Origin of the sequence: Haloechinothrix halophila YIM 93223 (assembly GCF_000504245.1) — a bacterium.
Lineage (GTDB): Bacteria > Actinomycetota > Actinomycetes > Mycobacteriales > Pseudonocardiaceae > Haloechinothrix_A > Haloechinothrix_A halophila.
The window spans coordinates 916,465-933,561 of sequence record NZ_KI632509.1 but is presented as its reverse complement, the minus strand read 5'-3'; the positions used below and the strand labels follow the sequence as shown (position 1 = coordinate 933,561).

The following is a 17,097-nucleotide window of genomic DNA, read 5'->3' as shown; positions in this document are numbered from 1 at the left end:
CGAAGTGACCCAGGATGAGCACGCGGTACGTCTCGACGTCACCGCGCCGGAAGGCGCCGAGGAGTTCCTCGACGCCTTCTACGCGGAGTTCGCACCGAACGGCGGCTAGCTACGTCGAAACCGCCTTGGCCATCACGGGTTCCTCCGGCGCGCCGCAGCAGCCGTCCTGCTCGGCGAGCGCGTCGACAGGCTCGTCGGCGGACGCATCGGTCAAGCCGGACCCGCTACACACACCGGTCTCCGGCAGCACCAGTTCCACCCGTTCGGCGGACTCCTGATCACCCGCGAGGGCGGCAGCGATGCTGCGCACCTGCTCGTACCCGGTCAGCGCGAGGAACGTCGGCGCGCGGCCGTAGCTCTTCATCCCCGCCAGGTACACACCCGGCTCCGGGTGGGACAGTTCCCGCACGCCGTGCGGATACACCGTGCCGCAGGAGTGCACGTTCGGGTCGATCAGTGGCGCCAGTGCCACCGGCGCCTGCAACGTCGCGTCCAATTCCAGTCGCACCTCGGACAGCCACGACAGGTCCGGCCGGAACCCGGTGAGCGCGATGACCTCATCCACCGCGTCGATCCGCTGCCCTTCGGCGGACACCAAGGCGAGGCGATCACCGCGTTCGACTCGCTCGGTGCGGAACCCGGTGACGACGTCGATCCGTCCAGACTGGACAGCGGCCTCGGCCTGCTGGCCGAGCGCGCCTCGCGCGGGAAGCTGGTCGGCGTCACCGCCGCCGAAGGTGTCCCCGATGCGCCCGCGCCGCAGCAGCCAGGTGACCCGAGTGTCCGGGCGTTCCCGAGCGAGTTCGTCGAGAGCGACCAGCGCGGTCAACGCCGAGTGTCCGCTGCCAGCGACGACGACGTGCGCGTCCGCATACCGCTTCCGAGTGTCCGGTTCGGACAGGTCAGGCAGGACATACGCGATCCGGTCCGCCGACTCGAGCTCGCCGGGTGCGGGCAGGCCGTCGCCGCCGAGCGGGTTGGGTGTGCCCCACGTGCCAGAAGCGTCGATGACCGCACGAGCAGGCAGCAGTTCCACACCCGACGCGTTCCGGACGTGAACCATCAGCGGCTCGGATTCCCGCTCCGCGTCGACCACCCGGTCGCGGCCACGACGCGCCACCCCGACGACCTCGGTGCCGAAGCGCACCCGGTCGCCCAGCGCGTCGGCCAGCGGCCGAACGTACTGCTCGACCCAGTCCGCCCCGGTGGGGTAGGCGTCTTCGTCCGGATGCCGCCACCCGTTCGACTGGAGCAGTCGATGCGCCGCCGGATCGACCAGCTCGGCCCACCGGGAGAACAACCGCACGTGGCGCCATTGCGCGACCGCGGTGCCCGCCTGCTCACCGCGTTCCAGCACCAGCGGCTCGATACCCCGCTCCACCAGCTCGGCAGCAGCGGCGAGGCCCACCGGCCCCGCACCGACAACCACAACGGGCAACCCGTTCATACCGACTCCTTCTATCGATCACTATCGATTAAACCGAGCGCGACTCTATCGACATTGATCGATGAAGGCAACCATCGATTGGGGTCGATACACTGACGGCATGCCGATCGCCGTACCGCAAGCCCAAGTCCTGCCGAAGACCGACGCGGACACGTACGCCGAGTGGTTCGCCTGCCTGGCCGAGCCGGTGCGCGTGCGCCTGCTACACGCGGTCGCGACCAGCCCGAAGGGCATCACGGTCGGCGCGCTCACCGAAATCCTCGGCACCAGTCAGTCGACATGCTCGTTTCACCTGCGCAAGCTGACCGAGGTCGGTTTCGTCCGCACCCACAAGGCAGGCACCGCCACGATCGTCACGATCAACGAGGCGTGCTGCACCGGCCTGCCCCACGCGGCCGACGCCGTGATGGGCCTGCTGGGGCCGCGGCCGTGCTGCCCGGACGACCTGCCTGCCGATGTCAGCGTGCGCCCGCTGGAAACCGGCGACTGGCCCGAGGTGCGCCGCATCTACGGCGAGGGCATCGACAGCGGCATCGCCACGTTCGAGACGTCGGTGCCCAGCAAGGCCAGCCTCGACGCGAAGTGGCTGCCTGGCCATCGCTGGGTCGCCGAACTGCACGGCGAGGTCGTCGGCTGGGCCTCTGCCAGCCCGGTGTCACCACGCGAGTGCTACGCGGGGGTTGCCGAGACGGCCGTCTACGTCGCGAGCGGCCAACAGGGCCGAGGCATCGGCAAGGCCCTGCTGCACAAGCATGTCGTCGAGGCTGACGCTGACGGGCTCTGGATGTTGCAGAGTTCGATCTTCACCGAGAACCGGGCCAGCATCGCGTTGCACCACAGCGCCGGTTATCGCACCGTCGGCGTCCGCGAACGCATCGCCCAGCGCGACGGTGTCTGGCATGACACGGTCCTGCTGGAACGTCGTTCGCCGGTGAACTAGGCGTGTGCGAGCGCTGACGGCATCTGGCAGCCGACGATCGCGGGCGCCTCCTGGACGAGGTCGTCGTTGGTGATCGCCTCGACCATGAACATCGCGTAGTCGACGCGCCGGGTGATGTTGCTGGCGAGGATCGGATCGCCGACGTGGCGGCTCCACACCGGCAGCCCCTGACTCTCGCCTTCCTCGAGGTCGCTGCCGCGCACGACGGTCCAGCGGGTGTCGCTGGCGAAGATGCGGTTACAGGCTTCGACCTGGTCTTTCAGGTCGACGACGCGGATCAGCGGTGCGAGCGCGGCAAGGATCTTGACAAGTGCCTTGAGCTTCCAGGAGTAGACGTCCTTGCCATCCCGCGTGATGTGCCAGCCGCAGGAGAAGATCAGCCGCGCGCCGGGTGGCGCGAAGTCGAGCACCGCCTGCGCCGTCCCGGACGAGTAATGCTGCATACCCCACGGCACCAGCACGGTCAGGACCGCGTCGCATCCCGCGACCGCGCGCTGGATGACGTCGCGATCATTGGTCGCACCGGGAACGATGGTGATGCGGTCCTTGACGTCGTCGAGCTTGTGGACGCTCTTCTCCCGGCAGACGCCGACGACCTCGTACCCCTTGCCCAGCGCGTGCCGCACCATGTAGCGCCCGAGCTTGCCCGACGCCCCGACGATGCACATCTTCAGGTGATCAGATCCCATGACGGTCCTCCCCTTTTTGATTACTTTACGATGTAAGGTAGCCTTACGTCGTAAGGGAGTCAAGCAGTTTACTTAGGGAGGCCGATGGCCGAGGAATCCCGTGCCCCGCTAACCAAGGAGCGGGTGTTGCGCGCCGCCGTCGACCTCGCCGACGAGGCGGGCGTCGCGGCTCTCACGATGCGTAAGCTCGCGCAGCGGCTCGGCGTCGAGGCGATGTCGCTCTATCACCATGTCGCCAACAAGAGCGATGTGCTGGATGGCATGGTCGACGTCGTATTCGGCGAGATCGAACTGCCGGACACCGACGTCGATTGGCAGACCGCGATGCGGCAGCGCGCTGCAGCCGTCCGCGCGGCGGTCAACCGGCACCCGTGGGCGATCGGCCTGATGGAGTCACGGAAGACCCCCGGGCCCGCGACGTTGCGCCATCACGACGCGGTGCTCGGGTACCTCCGGCGCGCCGGGTTCTCCGTCGAGATGGCGGCGCACGCCTACTCCGTGCTGGACAGCTACATCTACGGCTTCGCGATGCAGGAGCAGCAGCTACCGTTCAACACGCCCGAGGAACTCGAAGCTGTAGCGGACACGATCATGCAGCGGGTATCGGCGGACACGCACCCGCACTTCATCGAGATGGCCATCGAGTACGCCTTGCAGCCGGGGTATGCCTACGCGAACGAGTTTGAGTTCGGGCTCGACCTGATCGTGGGCGGGATCGAACAAGCGCTAGCGCGGGGATGAGGATCGACGTGACTGAGCGACCGGAGGGGTGCTTCCAGCTGCGTTGAAAGGGACCTCACCTCGCCTGCGGCTGATGGGACAGGGACCCGCGTGAAGACTCTTGCCGGGAAGGTAGGCTGCACCCTGCAGGGCCGTTAGCTCAATTGGCAGAGCTGCGGACTTTTAATCCGTAGGTTCTGGGTTCGAGTCCCAGGCGGCCCACCACTACTACCAGCGATAATGTCGCTGTCGCCGCCCTCGCAGTTGATCAATGGGGATCATTTTGGGCGCGAGCACCATGATTCCCATGGCCAAGAGCACCGGCAAGCGTCGGCCGAAGGGCTCCATCGAGCGCCGCGGTAACTCTTTCCGCGTGAAGGTCTACGCGGGCGTCGACCCACTTACTGGCAAGCGCACGTACCTCAGCGACTCCACAACGGACGAGGGCGAGGCCGAGAAGATCCTCGCGCGACTGCGTGCTCAGGTCGACAACCAGCGCAACGCTCGCACCCAGGGAACGCTGCGCACCGCCATCGAGGAGTGGCTACCGAATCACGACGTCGAGGAGTCGACCGGAAGTCCTACGAGCTGTACTTCGATCGCTTCGTCTACCCCGCACTCGGCGATGAGCCGATCGTCAAGATCACGCCCAAGGTGCTCAAAGACTTCTACGCCGAACTACGTCGATGCCGCGCCCCTGCAACGGCAAGCCGTTCATCGAGCACCGCGAGGACGGCGAACACGAGTGCCGCGTAGTGAAGCACAAGCGGCCGCCAGGGAGGCGGCCGGCTATCCGAAGCACGACTGCGACAAGGTCGGCTGCAAGGTCATCGAGTGCCAGCCCCACACATGCAAGCTGCTGGCACCGTCGACGATCTCGAAGATCCATTTCGTGCTCAGCGCTGTATTCGCCGCATGCCTGCGATGGGAGTGGATCGACTCGAACCCTGCCGATGTCGCACGGAAACCGCGACAACCCTCACCAGAGCCAGAGCCGCCCACAGCCGAGCAGGCAGGTCGCGTCGTCGAGGCCGCGTGGTCCGAGAGCGAGGATTGGGGCACGCTCGTCTGGCTCGTGATGGTGACCGGGTTACGCCGAGCCGAGCTGCTCGCGCTTCGCTGGCGTCATGTCGACCTAGACGCTATCTCACCGTGCGGCAGAACTACCTGCGTATGGACGGCAAGACCATCGAGAAGGACACCAAGGCCCATCGAATGCGGAGAATCGCGCTCGATTCCGCCACGGTCGAAGTGCTGCGTGAGCACCGAGCTCGCTACGAAGAGACGATGGCACAGCTCGGCGTCGAACCGAGCGACGAGGCGTACCTGTTCTCGTACCAGGCCGACTACGCCCGGCCGTACGATCCCGACGGTGTGACCCACAAGTACCCGCATGTGCCAGAAGATCGGCATCGACAGCCAAATACACGCGCTGCGCCACTACTCCGCTACCGAACTGCTCGCCGCAGGCGTCGATCTCCGAGCCGTCGCCGGACGGCTCGGCCACGGCGGCGGTGGAGCTACGACGCTGCGCGTTTACGCGGCATGGGTGACTGAGTCCGACCGACGGGCGGCAGACATTCTCGGCAGCCGCATGCAGCGTCCCCGGCCATCGTCAAACTGATACGCAGTAGCTGCGCCTTTTTGGCCACTGCAGCTCACTGTGGCCTCCGTATTCCCAACCTACGTCTTGCACCGTTGGTAACTGTTGATTTCTTCTCTCGAATATCGCCAGAATTAGATGACGGTCGCGCCTCAGCCAGCGCAACAAGCAGGCTGTCTTTCTCCGACTCATCAACCAAACAGCTGCCCTTCTCGCCGTTGACATATACACGACAATTCGACATTACCTGCACATCGTCTGGGTAATAAACTCTAACTTGCGGCGGAAATGCTCGCTGCTCTAAGCGGAGGCTGATAACGACAACTTTGCGTGGCTGTACGATCACGACGCCAAGTTCAGGACCTTCCGCCGCCACAGTCACTGCCGCTATGTAACCATTGACTCCTAAATGGTGTTCGACCCAAGATTGAACCATCCGTTCGCTACTGACAATCTCCGGCACATCCCGCAAACTTGCGTTAGGAACCTCTTCACCAGCGCAGGCAGCGAGGTAGTCAGACACAGCACGTTCCATCAGATTGTCGGGGATGAGTCCGTTTCCTTCATCCCTACTGAAGCCAGTCCATGTCGAGTAACACCCTGGCCGAAACGGCTCGTACTCAATCCAGCCGGAAAAATCCGGAAGATCGTAGACAAGTCGCGCCGCCGGCAACCTCATGACTGAACGTAGAACATACTCCGCGAACGGATCGGTCCATTTGTGAACCGATCGAAACTCGTAGAGATTATGATCTCCAATCAAAAGCATGTTCCATTCATTCTCTTCCTCAACGCGTCCTAGCCACGCTATTCCGCATAGAGGGATCCGGGATGAGTATCGCTCATGCTTTGGACCGTCGCGTCTCGCCATGATCAAATAATTGGGAACGAGCGCGATGTTCCACCAAATGTTTCTGTCCTCACGAGAGGTAACAGTAGTGACGCATTCGATTGGTTCATTAGCGCCGATTGCTCCATTAAGAAGCTCTTCGCGGCGTCTCTTCCTAAACACAGAACCTCTCCCGGCTCTCAACAGCGTGCTACGTGATCGGTTTCACCAAGCGTCGTACAACGTCCGCCAATCGTTACGCGACCGTTCAAGGAGGCAAGCTGGCCGCCGCGTACTGCTGAGCAGCGGGGTGCAACTGCGGCTCAGGATCGGACAGGTAAACAGCCCGGTGGCTACTGATCTCGGACCGTGTTCAGCAACTGCGCAATGTCGTCGATGATCGAGTCGGGCTGATGTGAGGCAAGTCGTTCACGCTTCCCAGGCTTGTTGCTGAAACCGATAACAGGGGTTCCGGCCGCCCGAGCGGCCTGAATGTCGGCGGCAGAGTCACCGATCACGACGCACTCGCCATGCGTTGCGTTCAGGTGTTCGATCGCGTGGTTCAACAGATGCGGACTCGGCTTAAGCAGCATCGGGTCCGGGTCGATTCGCGCGGACACACCTCGCACGAGCGGTGCGAGGCCACGCGAGTCGAGGTACGTGTGAATAGCGGCAACAGAGTTGTTACTCACAATGACCACAACTTGTTTTCGATCAGCAAGTGTCGTGAGCAGCCCGGCGACGCCAGGCGTTAGCGTCGCGCTGGCGACGGCCTCGACTTCGAGCTTGGTCAGTTCACGCTCGGCCTCAATGGCTTCGCGCCGACCCTCGGCGGCTGCGTACCAGAGGATCTCGAAGGGGTCACGTACATCGGCACTGTGCTGTTCGCTGAGGCCAAGCCGCTCGCGTAGCTGCCGAGCGACGGTGTCGGCGCCGACGCCGCCGAAGACGGAGCAGACGGGTCCGTCGAAGTCGAGCAGGACGTTGGGCTTGCTCGCGAGCAGCTCTGCGGCCGTGTTGGTCATGGACCGAGTTCCGTGGCGACGGAGTTCCAGATGCTGTCGAACCACATGAGCGACTGGGCGACGAACTGTGTTCCGGTGGATTCTTTGTCGCCGTCGGCGGCGTGGTGGAACAGGGTGGCGTCTTTGCCCATGAGGTCCCACATGGGTGTGGGTTCGTCGTCGAGCTCGACGACGTGGTGCTGCACCGGGTAGTAGCCGTAGAAGGCTTCGTCGCGGTTGAGGATGTAGAGCTTGAACATCGGCACGGCGGGATATGTGCGGACTTCGGCGGTGGCGTCCGGCACGATGCCGAGGGTGCCGAGCTCGTTGACCGTGTCGACGATGGCTTGCGTGTGCCGACGCATGATCCCGGTCGCGCGTTTGCGGAACGCCGGGCTGTCGGACAAGTCGTCCGCTCGAGCTGGTAGCGACCAGGGCCGCTCGGTGTCCGGCACCAGCAGCCGCACGTGCAGGGACTCTGGTCGGAGGCGGCCGGCGCGGATCTTGTCGAGCGGTTCGCCGATCGCGCCGTGCAGCGTCTCGCCGGAGAACCCGGCGAAGTCGACCGAGACGTACGACTCTTCGAAGGCGCGCTCGAGGTGGGGGCGGAGCCCGACCGGGCGTGCGGTGCGTTCGCGCACGTAGACGCCGCTGCCCTGCCGCGAGACGACGAGGCCCTCGTCGCGCAGCAGCCGGATGGCCTGCTGCACCGTCATCCGCGCCACGCCGAACCGTTCTGCCAGTTCGGTACCGGACGGCAGCTTGTCGCCGGGCTCGATCTTGCGCGTGAGGATCGACGCGCGCAGGACGTTGGCCAGCTGCTGATACGGCGGCCGCGGGTCATCCGGGTCGAGTTCCATGCCGCCAGAGTAAATGCTCACCACCTCGCCACGCTAGCCAGCCTAGACAACACATTGACATGTCTAGCCAACCTGATACGCTCCCAACATGCCTAGGCAAGCTAGCAAAGTAGTACAAGCCCATCCGCCTGCACGAAAGGACACAGGTAGGACGAACATTCGACGGCTTACCCGCAGCGCGCTTGGAGGCTCCGGGCTGAGTCCTACTCATAGTTCCGCCGCGGAGAGCAGCTCCGGGAGGTCACGCATGACCGAGAACGATGTGACAGTGCGGGACTGGACGCGCACGGAGATACAAGCGCTGCGCCAGGCACGCCGGATGAGCGTGCGGGAGTTCGCCGCCTACCTCGGGGTGAGCACGCGCATCGTGTCCCGTTGGGAACGAGCCGACGCACCAGCCCACCCGGGCCCGGTCAACCAAACCGTCCTGGATACCTCGCTGCGGCAGGCGGACGCCGACACGCGGGAACGGTTCGTCCACCTCGTGGCCGAGCGTCGAGGCCGTGACGGCGAAGGAGGTGAACGGTGATCGAGCACGGGGAAGATCGGTGGGAAGGCGGCTGGGATGTGCACGGCATCCGCGCCGACGACGGCCGCACAGTCGCGATCACGATCGGCGTCATCAACTCCGGCGACGACGTCTGGGTCGCCACCGGAGTCGGCAACCAGTCACCCGTTGTCCTGAGCACCGACCGTGCCAGCGCCATCCCAGTGCGGCTGGAGTTGGCTGTGACGGGGTTCGGGTGGATCGACCAGCTCGCGCGCGACCGCGTGGTGGAGCCGGTGTGATGCGCCCGCCTATCGAGCCCGCAGAGTCGGCCGATCTGCTCTCCTGGCTCAAGCGCCACGGGTTCGCGGCCTGGCACCTTGGCCGCGAACCCGCGCAGCTGTCAGTGATCGTGCTGTTCCGCGAGCACAGCGCGTGGGTCGACGTGGTCCATCTGCGCGGTGCGAACCGTGTCGAGGCGGCGCGGCTGCCGCGCGGCGAGTCCGCTGACATCTGGCGCCCCGACAAGGTCGCCTGGCATTACTACGGGCGCGTCGTCGCCGCGTTGACCGCGTTGCGAAACCTGATCGAGCAGGGCTGCGACCCCTCCGCCGAGTTGCGCGAGCCACCCCGCGAGGCCCAACCACTGCCGCTGTGGATCACCGACGACGAGCTGCGCACCAAGAAGGCGTTCTCGCCACCGTCCGGCTACCCAATCAACAAGGAGAGGTGATCACCGTGAGCTGGCTCGTTGTCGCGGCGTTCGCGCTGTACGTCATCGCGCGGATCGTGGCGAACTGCTACGACCGCCCCAGCGGCGATCGGATGTCGTGAACGTGGCCGGATAGGCCGACCGGTTGATGCCGGTAGGGGTTCGTGTCACCGCGCACACGAGCCGTGTATTGGTCGAGTGACGAGGGAAAGGAGTTCATCACCATGACGGCTGCTCTCGCCGATGTTCCGGTGGATGTCTTCGACCTGGATGTGCAGGTCGAGACGGAGCGGGTCCGGCCCGCGACGATGGGGTGCCAGACCGACGACGGGTGCGGGACGACGTGCCAGATTTCGGCCTGTCATTCGCAGAAGTGACATCACGGGTGGGCCGGGCGACTGACGTCCGGCCCACCCTCCTTTCACTACGGAGGTACTTCGGACGTGCCAGTCGAGGTTGACTACCGCCACTGCGGGACGGGCCTGCTACGTGCGACGTCCTCGGTGATCACGCCGTCTCACTGGCCCGAGTTGGCTGACGAGCAGGGTTGTCGTTCGTGGCTGCGCCAGCACTGGTCGGAAGTTGCAGCGGCGGTCAGGCACGCTAGCCCGGTTCTCGGCTCCCGCGTTGACGCGATCCTCGGTGGCGAGGCGGTATCCCCGCGAAGCCTGCGACGCGCGACCCTGTCTGTGGTTCGGTACGTGTTGCGTTTCGGCCGGTCGATGCCGTTTGGCCTGTTCGCCGGGGTGAGTCCGGTGGCGGTTGGAACAGCGACTGCGGTGCGGGTCGGCACAGGGCACTGCCCGGTCACCCGCGTCGATAGCCGATGGATGCGCGCGGTGGTCGAGCGCCTCGAATCGTGCCCCGAGCTGCTGGCACAACTCGATGTCATGTTCACCGACGCGGCCGAGGAGTCCGGTGATCGGTTGACCCTGTCCGGTGCGGAGCTGGTCAGCGTTCGGTGCACGCCCGCAGTGGCGCTCGTACGCAAACTGGCAGCCTCACCGATCACATTCCGGGCGTTAGCTGGAGCGCTGGCCGATGCCTTCCCCTCGGCTGGTGATCCCTCGCGGATGCTGCGTTCTTTGCTGGACAATGGATTCCTGGTGTCGGAGTTGCGCGCGCCGAGCACGGTGGCCGACCCGCTGGGCTTCGTGATCGGTCGGCTGGAACTGGTCGACACAGACGGCACCCCGGTCGCCCCGCTGGTACGCGAGCTAGTGCAGATTCGTCGAGAGATCGGCGCTCATAACGACTCTCCGAGCGAGCAGGCGCACACTGCGCTGTCGGCGCGCTTGCGCCGCGTTGTCGACTCCGTGCGCGATCCATTGGCGGTGGATCTGCGAATCGACACCGACGTGCGGCTACCGCGCACCGTGGCGCGTGACCTCGAACGAGCGGCAAGTGTGCTGGCCCGGCTGGTGCGGGAACACACCGGCCAGCGCGAATGGCGCGACTACTTCGCCGCGTTCTGCGACCGGTACGGCACGGGCACCCTTGTCCCGCTGCGGATGCTCATTGATACGGACATCGGGCTCGGCTGGCCGCGTGGCTATCCGGGGAGCCCGGAACCGAGCGGACGACACACGTTCTCCGAGCGCGACCAGCTGCTGCTGTCCTGGGCTTCTCAAGCAACTGCCCGTGGTGAACGTGAGATCGAACTGGACGACACGCTCGTCAACAAGCTGGCCGAAGCGGGCGGCGATCCTGACGCGATCCCGCCGCACGTCGATCTCGGTGCGCGTATCCACGCGGACAGCGCGGCTGCGCTCGATCAAGGCGAGTACACCTTCACCGTCGTGCCGGGTCGTGCCGCTGGCACCCTCACGTCGCGGTTCACTCCGCTCGTACCGGAGGCCGGCCTCGATGCGGCGTTCGCCTCCATGCCAACCACGGCCGCAGGGGCGCTGCCAGCACAGTTGTCGTTCGTCCCGATGTTCCCCAGCGCCGAGAACGTCGCCCGCGTACCTCGGTACCTGCCCGACGTCATCCCGATCGGCGAGCATGAGCGCGGCAACGAGATCAGCATCGACGACTTGGCCGTCACTGCCAGCAGGCGGCGTCTGCACCTCGTCAGCCTGTCGCGGCGACGGATTGTCGAACCGCTCGTTCTGCATGCGCTTGCGCCGAAGCAGCAGCCGCGTCTGGCGCGCTTCGTCGGCGAGCTGTCCCGCGCGCTCGACAGCGGCTGGATCGGGTTCGATTGGGGCGCGGCCGAGACTCTGCCGTTCCGGCCACGCATCCGCTACGGTCGGGCGATTCTGTCAGCGGCACGCTGGCGTATGTCCGTCGCCGAGCTGCCCGCTGACAACGCCAGGTGGGACAACGCCCTGGACCGTTGGCGGCGCACGTGGCGGTGCCCGGCGCGCGTCGAGCTGCGCGACTTCGATCAACTCCTGCCCCTGAACCTCGACGTTCCCGCGCACCGCGAGGTCTTGTATCGGCACCTGCGCGCTAACGACGATGCGGTCCTCGTAGAGGCACCAGAGCCCAGCGCGGACGACTGGCTGGACGGCCGTGCCCACACGATCGTGCTTCCGCTGGCTTCTCGGCGGGAACCCACACCCGGTCCACGTGTCGATGAGCTGCCCATGTTCGGACGAGAGCACGGACACGTGCCCGGCTCGCAGGAAGCGAGGTGGCTGTACGCCAAGCTGTTCGTAGCCGAGCACCGTATCGACCCGTTGCTGGTCGATGAATTGCCCGCGCTGCTCGATGAGGCAGGAGATCGCGCGTACTGGTTCGTGCGGTTCCCGCAAGCGCGCGAAGGCGAAGAACCCGACCACCTGCGTCTACGTTTGCGCGTCGACGGCGACGTCGACAAGGTGCTGGCCGCAGTCACCGCGTGGGGCGACCGCCTGCGCTCCGAAGGGCGGCTCAGCCGTCTGGCGTTCGATACCTACTACCCGGAGACCGGGCGCTATCTCGCGATCGATGAAGCCGAAGCGGTGTTCGCCGCGGACTCCCGCTTCGTACTCGCACTACTTCCCGCCCTCCGCCGCAGCGTGCCGTCGCCGTCGGTGGTCACGGCAATGTCGATGTTCGACGCTGCCGCCGCGCTGCTCGGTGACCACGACCGAGCCGCCGACTGGCTGAGCACTCAAACGCCAAACGCCGCACCCGAACGCGCCGACGTCCAGCAGACCGTGCGCCTGACACGCGGCAACGGGCTCCGCGATATCCCTGGATGGTCCGCCATAGCTGACGCGTACCGGGACCGGCAGACCGCCATCGATCGGTACCGGCGAGCGCTGCCCCACGGCGTCGGCATCGAGGCTGTCCTGCACTCGGTGCTGCACATGCATCACAACCGCGCCCTCGGCGTCGACCGTGACCGTGAGGCCGCGTGCCTGCGACTCGCGCGGCAAGCCGCCGCCACCTGGCGATCGATTCAAAGGACGTCAACGTGATCGCCCAATCATTGGCCGAGGGCCCAGCGGGCGCTGCGCTGCTCGCCCTCGAACGAGGTGACGACGCGCGATCGTGGCTCGCCGCCATACTCGCCGAGCCGATCATGGCGCACCCGGACGACGCCAGCCTGTTCGAGGGCGCTCCGGCGGTCGCGTTCACCCTCACCGCGACCGGCCCGTCGCGCGCGCTGACAACCCTCGACGCACACGTCGAAGCGATCACCCGCTCCCGCCTCGAGGCCGCGCACCGTCGCATCCACAGCGGACGACCTCCCGCCAAGCGCGAGTTCGATCTCGTCGCCGGTCTGACCGGCCTTGGTGTCTACCTACTGCACCGGCACGGCGATAGCGACCTGCTGCGTGACGTGATCACCTACCTCGTCCGGCTCACCGAGACTGGCGCGGACGGCCTGCCGGGATGGTGGGCGCTCGATGGACCTACGGGACCCGGCCCGGAATGGTCGGGCGGTCACGGCAACCTCGGCATGGCACACGGCATCGCCGGACCGCTCGCACTGCTCTCCCTCGCGCTGCGGCGCGGCATCCGCGTCCACGGCCAGACCGACGCGGTACGACGGATCTGCCGATGGCTCGACCGATTCCGCTGCGGCCACGCCCCGCACGTCTGGTGGCCCGGCGCGATCACGCGGTCCGAGCACGACCACGGTGACGCTGCCCGGTCGGGTCCGCACCGGCCGAGTTGGTGCTACGGCACGCCCGGCATCGCCCGAGCCCAGCAACTCGCCGGGCTCGCACTCGGTGACTCTCACAGGCAGTGCCTTGCCGAGACCGCGCTCGCCTGGTGCGCCACCGACGAAGCCCAACTGACCCAACTCAGCGATGCGTCGCTGTGCCACGGCTGGGCCGGACTCCTGCACACTGTCTGGCGCGCGGGCGTCCACAACGAACGCCTCCGTGCCGCCGTGCCGCATCTGCTCGATGGTCTCGCCGACTCACTGCTTCGCCAGCCAACGCCCGGGTTGCTGGTCGGCGAGACCGGGGCGCTGCTGGCCCAGCATGCCGCGACTACCAACACGCAGCCCGTCACGCAATGGGACACCTGCCTGCTGCTCAACGACTGAAAGGGTCCGATGAACACCGACACCACCGAACTTGACGCCCTCCGAGATGACATGCTCGCGAAGGTGCAAGAGATGGGCTACGCGCAACGTCCCGAGGTCGAGCGCGTCCTACGCGAAGTCCCCCGGCACACGTTCGTGCCCGAGGCCGGTCTCGATGAGGCTTACAACCCGTACCAGGCCGTCATTACTCACCGATTCGACAACGGTGCGTCCCTGTCCTGCGCATCGGCGCCCTTCGTCGTTGCGATGATGCTCGATCAGCTCGCCGTCGAGCCAGGTAACCGCATTCTCGAAATCGGCGCGGGAACCGGCTACAACGCCTCCCTACTCGCCGAATTGACCGGCAGAGCCGCGAACGTCACCACCATCGACATCGACCCGGACGTCACCTCACAGGCAGCGCGGGCACTGCACACCGCAGGCCACGACCAGGTTCGGGTGGTCACCGGGGACGGGGCAGCAGGCGTTCCCGAGCGCGCCCCCTTCGACCGGATCATCGCCACCGTTTCTCCGTGGGACATCCCGGCCGCTTGGTGGGACCAGCTCGCCCCCGGCGGCCGCATGGTCATCCCCCTGCGATGGCGCGGGCAAGCCCGAGGGGTGGCCTTCGCCTACCAGGACGGGCGGCTGGTTGCCGACTCGATCGAGCTGTGCGGATTCGTCTACCTCGTCAGCGACGACGAGGGCGAACTCGATGCCTCTATCACCGACGACGAGACCATCCGGCTGCACTGGGACCGCGACCAGACCGTCAACCCGGACGCACTGCGCGGGGTTCTCGACACGCCGCGCACCACAACGTGGTCCGAAATCACCATCGCAGGCGACGAGTCCCACGACGGCATCTGGCTACGCCTGACTGTCACCGAACCGCGCGTGTGCCGAATCAACGCACCCGCAGACACCCCACCCGGGGTGTGCGACCCCGTACAGAAGTTCCGCTCCCCGGTCATCGTCGACGGCGAGTCCCTGGCCTACCTCACCTCCCGCCGCCGACAGCACGACGACCACTCACGCTGGGAACTCGGCGCGATCGCACACGGCCCCCTCGCCGCCGAACTCGCCGAACGCCTATGCGACGAAGTCCGTGCATGGTCCGCCGACGGACGCGAGCGCAAACCGACGCTCATCGCCTACCCCGCAGACACCCCCGACAGCGACCTCAACGGCCCCGCCATCGACAAGAACCACAGCCGCCTCGTGCTCACCTACGACGAAACCTGCTGAGCCGCGGACAGACATCACGTGGCTACGACTAGCAGGAACCTCGCATGCCCGACCGCCACCTCATCGGCGTCCACGTGCTACGCGTCTCTGGATCGAGTGTGCTACCCACCTAGCGCAGCGGCCGCCAACACCCAGAGTTCGACGGCTTGTGGCACTTGCCTCCGGCAACCTCGACGTGGCAATCAGTCCCACGGCGACAGCGTTCGCCAGCACCTACGTCCGGCTCAGGAACTCCCGTGGCCGCCCCCATGGTTCGGGGCGGCAGAACGAACTTCGCGAGGTGGGTTTCAGCCCGACCGGCTAGACCCCTTCCTTTCCTCCTTCCCTTCACCCATGCCATCCTTTGCGCCGTGGTGGCCGTGTCAACGGTTAGCGCAGCTCATCGCGTAGCGTCGCCGCAGGTGTCCTTGATGCGGGCGACGCGGCGTAAGACGATCATCGGGCAGCAGTGGATGTCCAGATGAGGCGCTGGCGTGTCCGGGTGCGCCGGTCCGCCCGCCAGCAGTGAACATGAGTCCTGGGCCTGCCCGACGGCGCGCGGAGCGCGCCGTCTTGATGATGTAGAGGCAAGTTCGGCAGCAGCAATGACGATCACGATGACTGCGAAACTGCGGCAATTGCCGACAGGAGGAGCAGCGCAGGCGGGTACTGGGTCACTCTGAGCAGGCAAGAGCAGTCGGCCAGACTCTAAGCGTCGCTCCTTTAATCCGTAGGTTCTGGGTTCGAGTCCCAGGCGGCCCACCAGAACCCATGTGAGTTGCCCACCGAGCTGCCTTCTGGCTGCGGAGACTCGACCTGCGCCGTGTTCGAGCGCTGTCCACCGCTCAGTCGTTCCAACCGTGCCAGAACGGCGTGCGATCGTCCCCAACCGTGACGAGGGCGGCCTTGAGGGCACTGGGCAGGACGTCAGCCTCGGCGAGCTGATCCAGCGGCAGCCAGTGGAACTCTAGGTGGTCTTCCTGGCTTGCCGGTTCCGTGTCGGTGATGTCGACCTCGAAGACGAGGTTGATCTCGTGGTGAGTGGTGCCGTCTTCGATGTAGCCGTGCTCGACCGCGCCGACGAAGCCTGCGATCTTGGCTTCGGTGCCAAGTTCCTCGCCCAGCTCGCGGATCAAGGCCGTTTCCACCCGCTCGCCGGGTTCGACGTGCCCACCTGGCAGGAACAACCAAGACTTGCCGCGTTGGCTCGCCACGAGGAGCTGACCGTCGCGGAGGATGACAGCACGGCGATGACCTCGGTGGCGGCGCTCATGCGTGCCCTTTGTGTCGGTGGCTGCCTTTATGGTTGCGGCTTGTGACGATCTCTGAGCTTACCGCCGAGGATGTCGCGGCGGGTGTGGCGGAGCTGGTGCCGGAGGTGGCTCCGGTTGAAGTGGTCCGGCCCCTGCGGCGGCGACGCTGATGCCGAATGGACCGAAACCACACTGAACGCACTCATGCTGGAGGCCATCGTGGACAAGTACGACGTCAAAAAGACCCACAAAGAGCTCTATTCGCCGCCGTCGAAGGAGCTCACAGTCGTCGACGTACCCGAGTTCCAGTACATCGCGATAGAGGGCAGCGGTGATCCGAATACGTCAGCCGGGTATGCGAACGCTGTCGCAGCCCTGTACGGGGTGGCGTACGCGTTGAAGTTCGCCAGTAAGAAAACTCTGGGCCGGGACTTCGTCGTCGCCCCGCTAGAAGGACTGTGGCGGGCGGACGACCCTACCGTGTTCACCACCCGCGACAAGGACAGCTGGGAGTGGACCATGATGATCAGCCAGCCGGACTGGATCACCGAGGACATGGTCAGGGCCGCCGTCGACAGCGTCTCGAAGAAGAAGGACAACCCCGCCCTGGCGGATATTCGGCCGCACACTCTTATCGAAAGGACGTGCGTGCAGATCCTGCACATCGGCTCCTACGACGACGAGGCGCCGGTCCTGGATCGCCTGCACAACCAGTACATGCCTGAACACGGTCTCACCTTCAACGGCGACCATCACGAGATCTACCTCAGCGACCCACGGAAGACCGCGCCCACCAAGCTCAAAACGGTGCTGAGACAACCCGTCAAACCCGGGTAGCGCGCGGCTCGCTCGCGT

18 protein-coding genes and 1 tRNA gene are annotated in these 17,097 nt (G+C 65.8%); 13 read left to right on the top strand and 6 right to left on the bottom strand.

Annotated elements, in window-relative coordinates:
• Nucleotides 1-109 precede the first annotated feature (109 nt).
• Entirely contained in the window at nucleotides 110-1,447 is a 1,338-nt protein-coding gene (locus AMYHA_RS04325) for an FAD-dependent oxidoreductase (RefSeq protein ID WP_034268188.1), read from the bottom strand.
• Between the two features lie 100 nt (nucleotides 1,448-1,547).
• On the opposite strand from AMYHA_RS04325, the gene AMYHA_RS04320 reads away from it, so the two are divergent.
• On the top strand, nucleotides 1,548-2,387 hold the full coding sequence (locus tag AMYHA_RS04320) for a helix-turn-helix domain-containing GNAT family N-acetyltransferase (protein ID WP_231104623.1): 840 nt from the start codon (nucleotides 1,548-1,550) through the stop codon (nucleotides 2,385-2,387).
• On the opposite strand, the gene AMYHA_RS04315 is transcribed toward AMYHA_RS04320, so the two are convergent.
• Nucleotides 2,384-3,076 (bottom strand): NAD(P)-dependent oxidoreductase, encoded by a 693-nt coding sequence (locus AMYHA_RS04315; protein WP_034268183.1) that lies wholly within the window; start codon nucleotides 3,074-3,076, stop codon nucleotides 2,384-2,386. The genes AMYHA_RS04320 and AMYHA_RS04315 overlap by 4 nt on opposite strands.
• Before the next feature lie 84 nt (nucleotides 3,077-3,160).
• Here AMYHA_RS04315 and AMYHA_RS04310 point away from each other — a divergent pair, with 84 nt between their 5' ends.
• The 4 genes from AMYHA_RS04310 (at nucleotide 3,161) to AMYHA_RS27785 (ending at nucleotide 5,420) form a co-directional block, all read left to right on the top strand.
• Entirely contained in the window at nucleotides 3,161-3,817 is a 657-nt protein-coding gene (locus AMYHA_RS04310; RefSeq protein WP_034268181.1) for a TetR/AcrR family transcriptional regulator C-terminal domain-containing protein, read from the top strand.
• A gap of 128 nt (nucleotides 3,818-3,945) precedes the next feature.
• Nucleotides 3,946-4,021 (top strand) — tRNA-Lys (locus AMYHA_RS04305).
• 315 nt (nucleotides 4,022-4,336) lie between these two features.
• Entirely contained in the window at nucleotides 4,337-4,552 is a 216-nt protein-coding gene (locus AMYHA_RS27790) for a hypothetical protein (RefSeq protein WP_231104622.1), read from the top strand.
• A gap of 637 nt (nucleotides 4,553-5,189) precedes the next feature.
• A complete protein-coding gene (locus AMYHA_RS27785; protein WP_231104621.1) occupies nucleotides 5,190-5,420 on the top strand; it encodes a tyrosine-type recombinase/integrase in 231 nt (76 codons plus the stop codon).
• Between the two features lie 34 nt (nucleotides 5,421-5,454).
• Here the strand turns inward: AMYHA_RS27785 and AMYHA_RS26820 are convergent, their stop codons facing one another.
• The 3 genes from AMYHA_RS26820 to AMYHA_RS04290 form a co-directional block, all read right to left on the bottom strand.
• Nucleotides 5,455-6,168 (bottom strand): hypothetical protein, encoded by a 714-nt coding sequence (locus AMYHA_RS26820; RefSeq protein ID WP_157361805.1) that lies wholly within the window; start codon nucleotides 6,166-6,168, stop codon nucleotides 5,455-5,457.
• A gap of 413 nt (nucleotides 6,169-6,581) precedes the next feature.
• The gene (locus AMYHA_RS04295; protein ID WP_034268178.1) at nucleotides 6,582-7,253 is read right to left on the bottom strand and encodes an HAD family hydrolase; all 672 of its coding nucleotides are present in this window, start codon (nucleotides 7,251-7,253) and stop codon (nucleotides 6,582-6,584) included.
• The gene (locus tag AMYHA_RS04290) at nucleotides 7,250-8,092 is read right to left on the bottom strand and encodes a GntR family transcriptional regulator (RefSeq protein ID WP_051399530.1); all 843 of its coding nucleotides are present in this window, start codon (nucleotides 8,090-8,092) and stop codon (nucleotides 7,250-7,252) included. Before AMYHA_RS04290 ends, AMYHA_RS04295 begins: the two co-directional genes overlap by 4 nt.
• Before the next feature lie 247 nt (nucleotides 8,093-8,339).
• Between AMYHA_RS04290 and AMYHA_RS27350 the strand changes: the two genes are divergently transcribed.
• The 7 genes from AMYHA_RS27350 (at nucleotide 8,340) to fxlM (ending at nucleotide 15,010) form a co-directional block, all read left to right on the top strand.
• Nucleotides 8,340-8,621, top strand: coding sequence for a helix-turn-helix domain-containing protein (locus tag AMYHA_RS27350; RefSeq protein WP_034268176.1), 282 nt, complete (start codon nucleotides 8,340-8,342; stop codon nucleotides 8,619-8,621).
• Nucleotides 8,618-8,881: a hypothetical protein gene (locus AMYHA_RS04280; protein WP_034268174.1), complete on the top strand. Its 264-nt coding sequence runs from the start codon at nucleotides 8,618-8,620 to the stop codon at nucleotides 8,879-8,881. Before AMYHA_RS27350 ends, AMYHA_RS04280 begins: the two co-directional genes overlap by 4 nt.
• Entirely contained in the window at nucleotides 8,878-9,312 is a 435-nt protein-coding gene (locus AMYHA_RS04275; protein WP_157361803.1) for a hypothetical protein, read from the top strand. The genes AMYHA_RS04280 and AMYHA_RS04275 overlap by 4 nt, the downstream gene beginning before the upstream one ends.
• Before the next feature lie 203 nt (nucleotides 9,313-9,515).
• Nucleotides 9,516-9,668: an FxLD family lanthipeptide gene (locus tag AMYHA_RS04270; RefSeq protein WP_157361801.1), complete on the top strand. Its 153-nt coding sequence runs from the start codon at nucleotides 9,516-9,518 to the stop codon at nucleotides 9,666-9,668.
• 66 nt (nucleotides 9,669-9,734) lie between these two features.
• On the top strand, nucleotides 9,735-12,701 hold the full coding sequence (locus tag AMYHA_RS04265) for a lantibiotic dehydratase (protein ID WP_034268167.1): 2,967 nt from the start codon (nucleotides 9,735-9,737) through the stop codon (nucleotides 12,699-12,701).
• Nucleotides 12,698-13,783 carry a lanthionine synthetase C family protein gene (locus AMYHA_RS04260; protein WP_034268165.1) on the top strand — a complete coding sequence of 362 codons (1,086 nt, stop codon included), beginning with the start codon at nucleotides 12,698-12,700 and terminating at the stop codon, nucleotides 13,781-13,783. Before AMYHA_RS04265 ends, AMYHA_RS04260 begins: the two co-directional genes overlap by 4 nt.
• A gap of 9 nt (nucleotides 13,784-13,792) precedes the next feature.
• Nucleotides 13,793-15,010 (top strand): methyltransferase, FxLD system, encoded by a 1,218-nt coding sequence (gene fxlM, locus AMYHA_RS04255; protein ID WP_034268163.1) that lies wholly within the window; start codon nucleotides 13,793-13,795, stop codon nucleotides 15,008-15,010.
• An 824-nt stretch (nucleotides 15,011-15,834) separates the two neighbouring features.
• Here fxlM and AMYHA_RS04250 read toward each other — a convergent pair.
• The gene (locus tag AMYHA_RS04250; RefSeq protein ID WP_231104620.1) at nucleotides 15,835-16,203 is read right to left on the bottom strand and encodes an NUDIX domain-containing protein; all 369 of its coding nucleotides are present in this window, start codon (nucleotides 16,201-16,203) and stop codon (nucleotides 15,835-15,837) included.
• Nucleotides 16,204-16,377: 174 nt separating this feature from the next.
• On the opposite strand from AMYHA_RS04250, the gene AMYHA_RS04245 reads away from it, so the two are divergent.
• Nucleotides 16,378-17,079: a GyrI-like domain-containing protein gene (locus AMYHA_RS04245; protein ID WP_231104619.1), complete on the top strand. Its 702-nt coding sequence runs from the start codon at nucleotides 16,378-16,380 to the stop codon at nucleotides 17,077-17,079.
• Nucleotides 17,080-17,097: the final 18 nt, after the last annotated feature.

Bases quoted from the DNA above. Each gene is read 5' to 3' on its own strand.
- AMYHA_RS04325 (WP_034268188.1), bottom strand. From the start codon at position 1,447: ATGAACGGGTTGCCCGTTGTGGTTGTCGGTGCGGGGCCGGTGGGCCTC.
- AMYHA_RS04320 (WP_231104623.1), top strand. From the start codon at position 1,548: ATGCCGATCGCCGTACCGCAAGCCCAAGTCCTGCCGAAGACCGACGCG.
- AMYHA_RS04315 (WP_034268183.1), bottom strand. From the start codon at position 3,076: ATGGGATCTGATCACCTGAAGATGTGCATCGTCGGGGCGTCGGGCAAG.
- AMYHA_RS04310 (WP_034268181.1), top strand. From the start codon at position 3,161: ATGGCCGAGGAATCCCGTGCCCCGCTAACCAAGGAGCGGGTGTTGCGC.
- AMYHA_RS27785 (WP_231104621.1), top strand. From the start codon at position 5,190: ATGTGCCAGAAGATCGGCATCGACAGCCAAATACACGCGCTGCGCCAC.
- AMYHA_RS26820 (WP_157361805.1), bottom strand. From the start codon at position 6,168: ATGCTTTTGATTGGAGATCATAATCTCTACGAGTTTCGATCGGTTCAC.
- AMYHA_RS04295 (WP_034268178.1), bottom strand. From the start codon at position 7,253: ATGACCAACACGGCCGCAGAGCTGCTCGCGAGCAAGCCCAACGTCCTG.
- AMYHA_RS04290 (WP_051399530.1), bottom strand. From the start codon at position 8,092: ATGGAACTCGACCCGGATGACCCGCGGCCGCCGTATCAGCAGCTGGCC.
- AMYHA_RS27350 (WP_034268176.1), top strand. From the start codon at position 8,340: ATGACCGAGAACGATGTGACAGTGCGGGACTGGACGCGCACGGAGATA.
- AMYHA_RS04270 (WP_157361801.1), top strand. From the start codon at position 9,516: ATGACGGCTGCTCTCGCCGATGTTCCGGTGGATGTCTTCGACCTGGAT.
- fxlM (WP_034268163.1), top strand. From the start codon at position 13,793: ATGAACACCGACACCACCGAACTTGACGCCCTCCGAGATGACATGCTC.